Here is a 12,185-nt window from a genome sequence, read left to right on the forward strand (position 1 = left end):
TTTTTCTCTCCTAACTGTTCTTTCCCTATTCATTAATTTATGCCCTTAGCTTCCTTACGCGTCCCCGAACTCTCCCTTGTTCTGCTCATCGGCACCTCGGGCGCGGGGAAGAGCACGTTTGCACGGCGCTTGTTCCGGCCTACCGAAATTGTGTCCTCGGACCACTGCCGCGCCCTTGTTGCCGACGACGAAAACGACCAGACTTCTACGCCCGACGCCTTTGCCTTGCTGCATTACCTGGTGGGCTTGCGCCTGAAGCGCGGTTTGCTGACGGTAGTAGACGCCACCAACGTGCAGCCCGAGGCCCGCAAAATCCTGGTGCAGCTGGCCCGCGACTACCACGTGCTGCCCGTGGCCATTGTTCTCGACGTACCTGACCGGGTAGCCGAAGACCGCAACCAGCTCCGCGCCGAACGCCAGCACCTGGGCCGCCACGTGGTACCCCAGCAGCGTCAGCAGCTGCGCCGCAGCCTCAAAACCCTCAAGGCCGAAGGCTTCCGCCACCTCTACCACCTGCACGGACCGGAGGAAATTGATGCCGTGCAGGCCATAGTGCGCGACCCGCTCTACAGCAACCGCAAGCACGATTCCGGCCCCTTCGACATCATCGGCGACGTGCACGGCTGCTACCACGAGCTGGTGGAGCTGCTCTTCGAATTGGGCTACGAAGTACAACCCGAGCCCGTGCAGGACGTGCGCGACCTGGGCGTACGCGTAACGGCACCCGCCGGCCGCCGCGCCCTGTTCCTCGGCGACTTGGTCGACCGCGGGCCGGCCTCGCCGCAGGTGTTGCGCCTGGTTATGAGCATGGTGCAGGGCGGCCAGGCCTTGTGCGTCCCCGGTAACCACGACATCAAGCTGCTGCGCTACCTCAATGGCAAGCAAGTGGCCGAAAAACACGGTTTCGCCGAAACCGTGGCGCAACTGGCCGCCGAGCCGGATACGTTCAAGAATCACGTGCGGCAGTTTCTCGACGGCCTCGTGAGCCATTACGTGCTCGACGGTGGTAAGCTGGTGGTAGCCCACGCCGGCATGCGCGAGGAAATGCAGGGCCGCGGTTCGGGCGCCGTGCGGGCCTTTGCGCTGTTTGGCGAAACCACCGGCGAAATCGACGAATTTGGCCTGCCCGTACGCTACAACTGGGCCTCGGAATACCGCGGCCGCGCCATGGTGGTGTACGGCCACACGCCCGTCCCCGAGCCCGAATGGCTCAACAACACCATCGACATTGATACCGGCTGCGTATTTGGCGGCCGCCTCACGGCCCTGCGCTACCCCGAGCGGGAGCTGGTAACCGTGCCCGCTGCTCAGGTGTACTGCGAGCCGGTGCGCCCATTACGAGTTGCCAGTGAAGGCGGCTACGAGTCGCAAAACGAACTGATAACTGACAACTCGCAGCTGACAACTCAACTCACCGCCCAACAGCAGCACGACGACCTGCTCGACATTCGCGACGTTACCGGCAAGCAAATCATCAAAACCCGCCTGCTGCCCTCGGTTACCATTCGGGAGGAAAACGCCGTGGCCGCGCTGGAAGTCATGAGCCGTTTTGCCCTGAACCCGAAGTGGTTGCTGTACCTGCCGCCCACCATGAGTCCCTCGGAAACCAGCGCCCTGCCCGATTTGCTGGAGCACCCCGCCGAAGCTTTCGACTACTTTCGCCGCCAGCGCCTGGAGCGCGTGGTGTGCGAAGAAAAGCACATGGGCAGCCGCGTGGTGCTGGTACTGGCTCGTGATGAAACCGCCGCGCGCCGCCGTTTTGGCGTAGTAGGCGAGGGGCCCGGCAAGTGCTACACCCGCACCGGCCGCAACTTTTTCACCGATGTCGCCCTGGAAACTGCATTTCTGGAGCGCCTGCAGGAGGCATTGACCAAGGCCGGTTTCTGGGAGAAGTTCCAGACTGATTGGCTGTGCCTCGATGCGGAGCTGTTGCCGTGGTCGGCCAAAGCCCAGGAGCTGATCCGCAACCAGTACGCCGCCGTTGCGGCCGCCGCCACTGCCGCCCTGCCTGAAGCCGCGGCCGTGCTCACGCAAGCTGCCGCCCGCGGGCTCGATGGCGTGGAGGCGTTGCTGGCCCGCACCACCGCCCGCCAAACCGCCGCCCAGCACTACGCCGATGCCTACCGCCGCTACTGCTGGCCCGTGGATAGCCTCGCCGATTTGCGCCTGGCGCCCTTCCACCTGCTCGCCACCGAAGGCTGCACTTACTTCGACAAGGACCACGCCTGGCACATGGAAACCCTGCGCGCCGTGTGCTTGGCCGACGAAAGCCTGCTACGCGCCACGCCCTACCGCGTGGTTCACCTGCAGGACTCTGCCGACGTGGAAGCCGCCACCCAGTGGTGGACCGCCCTCACCGCGGCCGGCGGCGAAGGCATGGTGGTGAAGCCCTACGACTTCATTCCCGGCGGCCGCCAAAACTTGGTGCAGCCCGCCCTGAAATGCCGCGGCCGCGAGTACTTGCGCATCATCTACGGCCCCGATTACCTGCTGCCCGGCAACCTGGAGCGCCTGCGCGAGCGAAACGTGAAGGGCAAGCGAAACCTCGCCCTGCGCGAATTCGCCCTCGGCGTGGAAGGCCTGGAACGCTTCGTGGCCGGCGCCCCGCTGCGCGAGGTGCACCAATGCGTGTTCGGCGTGCTGGCGCTGGAGAGCGAGGCCGTGGACCCGCGGCTGTAACGCCAGCTTGGGCGCCTGCGGTTTTTTGCCTTTACGAAAAATCCCCAGCAGGGTTAGTGTAGACTTATGGTAAGAAAAGTGGTATGCAGAGGCATAATAGTGCTCGGGCTCTTGGCTGGTGCTTCAATTGGTTTTGCGCAACAGGCCAGTACAACCGACTCTTCAGCTGCCGAGCTGAAGAAAAATATAGCCATAATCAAGCGGGAAGACAAGAATGGGGAGGGCAGTGGTTTGATTGAAGGCACCACCAAAAAGCTAGTAACCTACCTGAAGAGGTATGACCTCTCAGCGGCCGAAGCCCAAACGCTCGGACTCCATTTGTCTGTAGACTCCAAGGATGCAAACGGTTTCAAAGTCTACACTTTCGTCTACGATTCGGGTAATTCCCGTGGCGCAATTAGTATTCCCGTCATGCAATGGAAAAACCAAGCGGGGAAGCTGTTTGCTTTTGCTCCTGCTATTCAATCGTCGTTTTTCAAGGTTCGCCGGCTGAACAGCCCAGGCCGAACGCTGTATCTGCTGCTCGGGACAGAGAAAGGAAGTGCAGGTTGCACGCGAAACCAAGCGCAGGTCGTGCAACTGAAGGGTGACTATTTGCTGCTCGACACACCCGCCTTCGGCAAGCGGGCCAGTCTGGATTTGTGCAACGTATGGATGGAATTTGACGCCCGCCAGCAGAAGCTAATTCTGGAGGCGTCCCCGTTCAGTTTCGACTCTGATGGACCTGAAGACGAGCAATACCAGCTTTTGAAGCGGTTGGGGCTTTTGAATCCAACTGCTCCTAAAACTGGTGTGCTCAGATTCAACGGGCAGCGCTTCGTAAAACCATAGGTTACCCGGGCGTCTGCTCATCGGCAGTCCGCAAATGCTTTGGCGTCTACCTCGCCAGCCGCCGTAACCTGTCCGTCATGAAACCATGACGCAAGCGTAACGGCGGCAACATCACCGCATAACGGCCCAAAGCGTATTTCGAAAGTGGAATCAACCTGCTCGGTTATGAACCGTTTTCTGATTGCCTCGAACCCCGTTTTCTGGCTGCGCGAGCTGCTCTACGCGCTCTTCCAGGCGGTTTTGCTGCTGGCCTACCTGCTGGGTGCCCTCTCGGCCTGGCGCCGCGGTTTGCACGGCGCCGGCCGCCATTACTGGGCGCCCGCGCGGCCGGTGCGCTTTACGCTCCGCGCCGCATGACGGGCCGCCGCGCCCGCAAGCGCCGCCTCGACGTAGCCGTTGTTTCCGACGTGCACCTGGGCACCTACGGCTGCCACGCCACCGAGCTGCTCCGCTACCTCAAAAGCATCAGGCCCAAGGTGCTGGTGCTCAACGGCGACATCGTGGATATCTGGCAGTTCAGCAAAAGCTACTGGCCCGCCGCCCACATGCGGGTGGTGCGCCACTTGGCCGGGCTGTCGGCCAAAGGCACCAAAATCTACTACCTCACGGGCAACCACGACGAGCTGCTGCGCAAGTTTGCCGGTACGCGCCTCGGCGGGTTCAGCATTCAGAACAAGCTGGTGCTGGAGCTGCCCCACGGTAAAACCTGGCTGTTCCACGGCGACGTGTTCGACGTAACCATGCGCCACTCGCGCTGGCTGGCCAAGCTGGGGGCCGAAGGCTACGACCTGCTGATTCTCATCAACCGCTTCGTGAACTGGGGCTTGCAGAAGCTGGGTCGCCCGCGCGTGGCGCTGTCAAAAGCCGTGAAGGACCGCGTGAAAAGCGCCGTGAGCCTCGTCAGCGACTTCGAGCTGACCGCCGCCACCATTGCCATCGACGAAGGCTACCAGTACGTGGCCTGCGGGCACATTCACTGCCCCGACATCCGGCCCCTGCGCACCGCGCAAGGGGAGGTGACCTACCTGAACTCGGGCGACTGGGTGGAAAACCTCACCGCCCTCGAATACACCGCCGAGGCCGGCTGGCGCCTCTACCGCTACGCCGACGACCCCGCCATGCAGCAGCCCGCCCCCCAAACCGACGCCGCCGACCTCGCCGCCGATGCCCCCGCCGCCGAGCTGCTCAGCGGCCTGCTGGCCGAATTTAACCTCCGGGTTTGAGCCAGAAAAGCACGCATTGCCAGAGCCAAAGTCAGCTAAATACAAGGGCCACGTAAGGCTTTCTTAGTGCATTCGAGAGCGGCAAGTCGATAGAAAATCAGCAGCTAATACATGAAAATCCTTTATGCCATTCAAGGAACCGGCAACGGCCATTTGGCCCGGGCCCTGGATGTAGTGCCGCTGCTTCAGGCCCGCGCCGAGCGCCTCGACGTGCTGGTAAGCGGTCCGCCGAACGACCTGCCGCTGCCTTTTTCGGTACGCTTCCGCTGCCACGGCATGGGTTTCGTGTTCGGCAGAAAGGGCGGTATCAACTTCCTCGAAACCTTCTGGCAGCTCGATTCTACTTCCTTCCTGCGCGAAATGCGCATGCTGCCAGTCAAGGAGTACGATTTGGTTATCAGCGACTTTGAGCCCGTATCGGCCTGGGCCTGTCGGCTGCGCGACGTGCCCTGCGTGGCCCTGAGTCACCAGAGCGCCGTGCTGCACCCGGCCGCCCCGCAACCGGTGGTGCCCGATGTGTTGGGCCAGGGAATATTGCAGCACTACGCGCCCACCACGGCGCAGTACGGCTTTCACTTCGCCCGCTACGCCCCCGGCATTTTTACGCCCGTTATCCGCCGGCAAGTACGGGAACTGGTTCCGTGCAACGACGGCCACTACACCGTATACCTGCCGGCTTTCGACGAAGAAACCCTGATTGACCGCCTGCGTCACCTCAGCCGCGTCACGCCCTGGGAGGTGTTCAGCAAGCACACCCAGCAGGAAACCACCGTGGGCAACGTGCGCGTACGCCCCGTGAGCGGTGCCGCCTTTCTCGACAGCCTGGCCCGCAGCGCCGGGGTACTCTGCGGCGCCGGCTTCGAAACGCCCGCCGAAGCCTTGTACCTGGGCAAGAAGCTGCTGGTGGTGCCCATGAAAAACCAGTACGAGCAAACCTGCAACGCCGCCGCGCTGGCTCAGCTGGGCGTGCCGGTGGTTAAAAGCTTGAAGAATAAACACCTCGAAAAGCTCGAGAACTGGCTGCACAACGGCCAGTCCATCCCCGTTGATTACCCCGACGAAACCGCCTCAATTATCGATCAGCTGCTGCTTGAACAGCTCCCCGCCGGCGTTCGGCCGCTGGCGCTGCGGTCGGCATGACCCCAAACTCCCCGCCTCAGATGAGGAGGGGACGCCACCGCTTTAGCGGGGGCTGGGGTGGTTGACAATCGTTGCTGACGGTGGTCATCATTAGCACCGCTTATCCCGATTTCTAACCGGCTAGTGGTTGTGGAACTTATCAATACCAATGAGTCAACCTCCACAAGTCGGCCCAACGCAGGCTCTGCCGAACCCCAGGTTCCCAGTAAGTACCCATTCGCCTCAACGCGCCGTTTCAAGCGGAATGACCGACCCTTTGCTGCCCGCCGGCCTGCCGCCCGCCTTCTTTCCGCCGACCACGCCCGCCGCCTTTTCCTGCGCCGATTTTGGCCCGAACTTTCACTGGGGCGTATCGGCGGCGGCCTACCAAACCGAGGGCGCCCACAACCTCGACGGCAAAGGCCCCAGCATCTGGGACGCTTTCGTGCGCGGCCGTCGCAGCATCAAGCGCCGGGAACACGCCGATGTGGCCTCCGACTTCTACCACCGCTGGCCCGAGGATCTGGACCTGCTGCGCCAGCTTAGTGTGTCCAGTTTCCGCTTCTCCGCAGCTTGGTCGCGCGTGCTGCCCGAGGGCACCGGCGCCGTGAACCCGAAGGGCCTGGGCTTTTATGACCGGCTGATCGACGGCTGCCTGGAGCGCGGCATTACGCCCTGGCTCACGCTCTACCACTGGGATTTGCCGCTGGCCCTGCAGCAGCGCGGCGGCTGGCAAAACCGCGCCGTGGTAGGCTGGTTCACCGATTATGCCGAACTAATGGCCAAGCGCCTCGGTGACCGGGTAACCAACTGGATGGTGCTCAACGAGCCGATGGTGTTTGTGGGGGCCGGGCATTTCCTGGGCATTCACGCGCCCGGCAAACGCGGCCTGGGCTCGTTTCTGGCCGCCACGCACCACGCCGCGCTGGCCCAGGCCGAAGGCGGCCGCGCCCTGCGCGCGGCTCTGCCCGCCGCCGCGCAAATCGGCACCACGTTTTCGTGCTCTTATGTAACGCCTGCCCGCCCCGGCTTGCCCCGCGACGAGCGCGCCACCCGCCGCGCCGATGCCCTCCTGAACCGCCTGTTTGTGGAGTCCGCCCTCGGCCTGGGCTACCCCGTGGCCGATTTACCCTTCCTCGGCTGGCTGGACCGCTACATCAAGCCCGGCGACCTGGACCGCCTGCCGTTCGACTTCGACTTCCTGGGCGTGCAGAACTACACCCGCGAAGTGGTGCGCTACGCGCCGTACGTGCCCCTGCTGTGGGCCACGCTGGTGGGCGCCGCCAAACGCGGCGTGCCGCATACCACCATGGGCTGGGAGGTATACCCCGAAAGCCTCTACCACATGCTCCGGCAGTTTGCCGCTTACCCCAACGCCCCGCGGCTGCTGGTCACCGAAAACGGTGCTGCCTTCCCCGACGAAGTCACCCCCGACGGCCGCGTGCCCGATTTCGCCCGCCAAGCCTACCTGCAAAGCGCCATCGGTCAGGTGTTGCGGGCCCGCCGGGAGGGTGTGTCCGTGGAGGGCTACTTCGCGTGGTCGTTTACCGATAACTTCGAGTGGGCCGAAGGCTACGCGCCGCGTTTTGGCTTGGTGCGCGTCGATTTTGAAACGCAGCAACGCATCGTGAAGGATTCCGGCCTCTGGTACAGCCGGTTGCTGGCCGGTGAGACGGTGGATAGCCAACCCCAGCAACGCGTTTGGTAGCGGCAGGCCCCGACGCCCGGTGTAGAGCGTGATACGTCGCGTCTCAATAGTTTGAGGCTAGTTCTTAAAGAGATACGCCCCTAGTGTTTCCTACGCCGATACTGCTACACAGCTCGGGTGTGGCTTGGCTCTCCAACCTTCTGCCAAAACAAAGCAGGTTGAGTTAGCTGATGAATGAAGTTGTTGGGCAGACTGTAGAGAATAACATGGTTTGATTTTCAATGACTTGTATGAAATGTGCTTTTGAGTTTTTAAACTTTCAATAATTATTGAAACAAATGATACATTTGGGCCATACAAGGCAGAACAGTCTTCTGTCAGCTTAAGAAGGCCCGTGTTATGAAGCCTAAACGCATTGTGCTTGCCGGTGGAACAGGTTTTTTAGGTCAGTGCCTGCAACGGCATTACCAGCACCAGCCCGTGGAAGTAGTGGTGCTGACCCGCCAAGCCCGCGCCCCGCACGACAATGTGCGCTACGTAGCCTGGGATGGGCGCACTTCGGCAGGGGAGTGGGCTACCGAAGTTGACGGGTGCGACCTGCTTATTAACCTGTCGGGCCGCACGGTGAACTGCCGCTACACCTCCGAAAACCAGCGCCAGATAATTAACTCGCGGGTAAAAAACACGCGGGTATTGGGCGAAGTGCTGGCCGCGTGCGCCGCGCCCCCGCCACTGTGGATCAACGCCGGCTCGGCCGCCATTTACGGCAACGCGGGCCCCGAGGAGCACGACGAACACGACCCGCGCCTGGGCACCGGCTTTTCGGCCGAAGTGTGCCGGCAGTGGGAAGCCGCTTTTGCGGCCGTCGATACGCCGCGTACCCGCAAGGTGTACCTGCGCATTGGGCTGGTGCTGGGGCTACCGGGCGGCGTGCTGGAGCCGTTTCTGCGGGTGGTGCGCTGGGGCTTGGGCGGAACCATTGGGCACGGAAACCAGGGTATTACCTGGCTCGATGAGCTGGACTTTTGCCGCCTCATCGACTGGCTGGAAGAGCAACCCGAAGTTGCGGGCGTTATTAACGCAGCGGCACCTAACCCGGTATCGAACGTGGAATTCATGCGCGAGCTGCGCCGGGCCGTGGGGGCACCGGTGGGGCTGCCGGGGCCGGCGCCGCTGGTGCGCCTGGGTACCTGGCTGCTGGGCACCGAGTCCGAACTGGTGCTGACGGGGCGCTACGCGGTGTCGCGGGTGTTGCGGGAGCAGGGCTTTCCGTTCGACTACCCGCACCTACGGGGCTCGTTGCGGCGCATTTTTGGTCCGCCGCAACGCTGAGTTGCTGCACGGCAAAAGCGGTGGCCTTCTGCGCGGGCATCTCATAATCAGACCCGATCTAGTAAAATCCTTTGCTGAAGACCAATTCACCATCTCCTTTAAGCTGCTTTGGCAGCAACGCATAATATGACTCTGGACGAGGCGAAGGCACAATTCATCCATACCTGGGGCACCTCTGGGGCAGGCTGGGGTATTAACCGCACCATGGCACAAATTCACGCCTTGCTGTTGGTATCGGCCGAGGCGTTGAGCACCGAGGATTTGATGGCGCAGCTGCAGATTTCGCGCGGCAACGCCAGCATGAACGTGCGCGAGCTGCTCGATTGGGGACTGGTGTACAAGGAATTGCGCCCAGGCGAGCGGCGCGAGTTTTTCGTGGCCGAAAAGGACATGCTGCAGGTTACGCGCTGCGTGATTCGGGAGCGGAAGCGCCGCGAGCTAGACGCCATGAAACGCAGCCTCGACCAACTGGCCACCCTGCCCGGCGACCCCAACGACCCGGCTTTCCAGGCCTATCACCGCACGCTTACCGACATCCAGCAGCTGGCCGACAATGCCGACCGCGTGCTTACCCGCCTGATGCAGGCCGAGCGCAGCTGGTTCTGGGACAAGTTCCTGAAGCTTTTCATGTAGTGTCGCTCACCTCCTAAACGCCCCGCGTATGGAACCCGCCGACTTTACCCCGCAGCCCGAAGAATCCGGTGCGGAGCCCTCGTCCTTCAAAACCTGGCTTACCACTACCCAACGAGGGTGCGTGGTGCTGGCCGTGGTGCCCACGGCCGTGCTCTGCGCCGGACTTACGGCGCTTTCTACCAATGCTTTCCGGCAGTACGGCATGATGCTGTTCATGGCGTCGCCCTTTATCTGTGGAATGGCCGCCAGCACGATTTTCACGGCGCTGAATCCGCAAAAGGCAGGCAGTAATTTTAGGGTAGCGGGTGGGGTTACCGTGGTGCTGGCCGTGCTTACCACGTTGGCCTTGCTGGTATTCTCGGCCCTGGAAGGCGTTATCTGCGTGCTCATGGCGGCCCCGTTCGCGCTGTTGATGGGCGCCGTTGGCTCGGTGTTCGGGCAGTTCCTGGGCGCAACGCTGGGGCAGGGAAGCCGCATGTCGGTGTTGGCCACGGTGGTGGTGCTCTACCCGGTGGGGCAGCACTACGAGGCTGCAAACCAAGCTCCGGCCGCGCCTCATGAAGTAGTAACACAAGTGCACATAAAAGCCGCACCCGCCGCGGTTTGGCAGGTAATTACCCAGCCCGTGCAATACCCGGCGAAAGTCGGGCCGCTATTCAAGGCGGGCGTGGCCTATCCCACGCGCACTGCGCTGAAGCCTGCGGCCAACGGGCAGCGCGTGCTCGAATGCACCTATTCGCAAGGCAAGGCCCGGTTGCCTATTACCGTCTGGAAACCAAGCCAGGAACTGCAATTCACTGTTCCCGAAACGCCGGCGCCCATGAAGGAGCTAAGCCCATACCCGCGCATTCACGCCCCGCACCTGCACGGCTACTTTCAAGTGGAAAGCGGCACGTTTCGCCTGCTTGCTCAGCCCGACGGCAGTACGTTACTGGAAGGCCGCACGGTGTACCTCCACAGCATGGGCCCCCGGGCCTACTGGCAGCTATGGAGCGACTACCTGCTCGATGATATGCACGCCCGCGTGCTACACGCCATTAAAACCCAAGCCGAACATGCCCCTGCGCAGCCTCGCCTTTGACCGGCACACCCGCCCCACCGCACCCGGCGAGCAAGTCACCGACGCCGATTTTTACCAGCCTCGGTTTGTACGAGCTTTATTCGATCAGTTGGCCGGGAGCTACCGCTGGCAGCAGCTTATTTCGCTCGGCCTCACGCAAGTATGGCGGCGGCAGGCCGTGGCCCTGTTGCCCGGAGGCCCGCTGGGAAGTATCGTGGATTTAATGACCGGCACAGGCGAAATGTGGACGGCTTTGCGGCCAAGAATAGGTGCGGGCACGCAGGTGCACGCGGTTGATTTCTCGGGACCAATGCTAGGGCACGCGGCCCGGCGCAGAAACACGGACGGCTACTCTGACCGCGTAATGCTCTACCCCGCCGATGCCACGGCTTGTCCGCTGCCCGCGGCCATGGCCGATGCCGTGGTGTGCGGATTCGGACTAAAAACCCTGGCTGCCGCGGAATACGAGGCGCTGGCGCGCGAGGTGCAGCGGCTGCTGCGGCCCGGGGGCAGCTTTGTGCTGGTAGAGCTAACCCTGCCCCGGCAGGGGTGTCTGCGGTGGGCGTTCGGGCGTTACATAGGGGCGGTGCTGCCCTTGGCGGTGTGGCTGAGCAGGGGCAGGGCGGCCATGCACCGCTACCTCCCGTACTACGCGCAGCAATTCTCGAACCTGGATGCCGTAGAGGGCGCTTTTCATGTCGCCGGTCTCGAAAACGTGCGGCAGGTACCGCTGCTGTTGGGTTGCGCTACGGCCTTGGTAGGTTGCCGGACCGAAACGACGTCAGCGTGCTAGCTAAGCGAGTATTTCCAGTTGACTGTCCGGAAAACGTTTGCGTTAAGCACCTTTGGCCCAAACTTCGGTTATGAACGATACTTCAATGGGCCCGCGCGTAGCGGCGGCGCTGCGCAATCTGGAGCTCGGCCACGGCATTCGAGTGCTGTACGCCTGCGAGTCGGGCAGCCGGGCCTGGGGTTTCCCTTCCCCCGACAGCGACTACGACGTGCGCTTCATTTATTGCCACCCCCCGCAGTGGTACCTGAGCCTCGACGAAGGTCGCGACACGCTGGAATTTCCCATCGATGACGAGCTGGACCTGAGCGGTTGGGAGTTGCGCAAAACCCTGCGCCTGCTGCGCGGCTCAAACGCGGCGCTGCTGGAGTGGCTGCAGTCGCCGGTGGTGTACCACGAGGCGCTGCATTTTCGGGCAGAAGTGCAGCCGCTGCTGCCGGCTTGCTTTCGGCCCCAGGCGGCTCTGCACCATTACCTGGGGCTGGTGCGCCGCGGGCTCGAAAGCGACCTAGTAGGGGAGGAAGTACGGCTCAAACGGCTGTTTTACGCGTTGCGCTCGGCGCTGGCCGCCCGCTGGCTTCGGGAGCGGCACACACTGCCGCCCATGGAGTTTGCCTTGTTGCGTGAGCTGCTGCCCTTAGAGCTGAACGCCGAAGTAGACGAGCTGCTGCGCCGCAAAGCCAGCGCCAACGAGAAAACCGTGGTGCCCCAGCCCGCGCAGCTGCTGGCTTTTCTCCAAACCGAGTTCAACGCCGGCCAAGCAGCTCGCAACGCGTTATCGGGCCCGAGCCAGGATAATCCTACAACCGAGCTAAACACTCTGTTCCAGCATATGCTCCAAACCACGTTTTAAGCTGATCAGCCCTCCGC

Annotated in this window: 11 protein-coding genes; all 11 read left to right on the top strand. The window is 62.5% G+C overall.

Annotated elements, in window-relative coordinates:
• Positions 1-39: 39 nt before the first annotated feature.
• The 11 genes from ABD903_RS14360 to ABD903_RS14410 all read left to right on the top strand — a co-directional run bounded on the left by ABD903_RS14360 (position 40) and on the right by ABD903_RS14410 (position 12,168).
• Positions 40-2,679, top strand: a complete 2,640-nt coding sequence (locus ABD903_RS14360; protein ID WP_345225357.1) for a polynucleotide kinase-phosphatase — start codon at positions 40-42, stop codon at positions 2,677-2,679.
• A gap of 66 nt (positions 2,680-2,745) precedes the next feature.
• Positions 2,746-3,510 carry a hypothetical protein gene (locus tag ABD903_RS14365; RefSeq protein WP_345225359.1) on the top strand — a complete coding sequence of 255 codons (765 nt, stop codon included), beginning with the start codon at positions 2,746-2,748 and terminating at the stop codon, positions 3,508-3,510.
• Between the two features lie 165 nt (positions 3,511-3,675).
• A complete protein-coding gene (locus ABD903_RS14370) occupies positions 3,676-3,867 on the top strand; it encodes a hypothetical protein (protein WP_345225362.1) in 192 nt (63 codons plus the stop codon).
• Positions 3,864-4,733 carry a UDP-2,3-diacylglucosamine diphosphatase gene (locus ABD903_RS14375; RefSeq protein WP_345225363.1) on the top strand — a complete coding sequence of 290 codons (870 nt, stop codon included), beginning with the start codon at positions 3,864-3,866 and terminating at the stop codon, positions 4,731-4,733. The genes ABD903_RS14370 and ABD903_RS14375 overlap by 4 nt, the downstream gene beginning before the upstream one ends.
• 111 nt (positions 4,734-4,844) lie before the next feature.
• On the top strand, positions 4,845-5,873 hold the full coding sequence (locus tag ABD903_RS14380) for a glycosyltransferase family protein (RefSeq protein ID WP_345225365.1): 1,029 nt from the start codon (positions 4,845-4,847) through the stop codon (positions 5,871-5,873).
• A gap of 244 nt (positions 5,874-6,117) precedes the next feature.
• A complete protein-coding gene (locus ABD903_RS14385) occupies positions 6,118-7,560 on the top strand; it encodes a GH1 family beta-glucosidase (protein ID WP_345225367.1) in 1,443 nt (480 codons plus the stop codon).
• 339 nt (positions 7,561-7,899) lie between these two features.
• A complete protein-coding gene (locus ABD903_RS14390) occupies positions 7,900-8,832 on the top strand; it encodes a TIGR01777 family oxidoreductase (RefSeq protein ID WP_345225369.1) in 933 nt (310 codons plus the stop codon).
• A gap of 204 nt (positions 8,833-9,036) precedes the next feature.
• Entirely contained in the window at positions 9,037-9,465 is a 429-nt protein-coding gene (locus ABD903_RS14395) for a GbsR/MarR family transcriptional regulator (RefSeq protein ID WP_425555486.1), read from the top strand.
• Between the two features lie 28 nt (positions 9,466-9,493).
• Positions 9,494-10,546 carry a hypothetical protein gene (locus ABD903_RS14400; RefSeq protein WP_345225373.1) on the top strand — a complete coding sequence of 351 codons (1,053 nt, stop codon included), beginning with the start codon at positions 9,494-9,496 and terminating at the stop codon, positions 10,544-10,546.
• A complete protein-coding gene (locus ABD903_RS14405; RefSeq protein WP_345225375.1) occupies positions 10,521-11,318 on the top strand; it encodes a class I SAM-dependent methyltransferase in 798 nt (265 codons plus the stop codon). Before ABD903_RS14400 ends, ABD903_RS14405 begins: the two co-directional genes overlap by 26 nt.
• A gap of 70 nt (positions 11,319-11,388) precedes the next feature.
• Complete coding sequence (locus ABD903_RS14410) at positions 11,389-12,168, top strand: nucleotidyltransferase domain-containing protein (protein WP_345225376.1); 780 nt, start codon at positions 11,389-11,391, stop codon at positions 12,166-12,168.
• Positions 12,169-12,185 lie beyond the last annotated feature (17 nt).

The organism is Hymenobacter koreensis (genome assembly GCF_039541855.1).
GTDB lineage: Bacteria > Bacteroidota > Bacteroidia > Cytophagales > Hymenobacteraceae > Solirubrum > Solirubrum koreensis.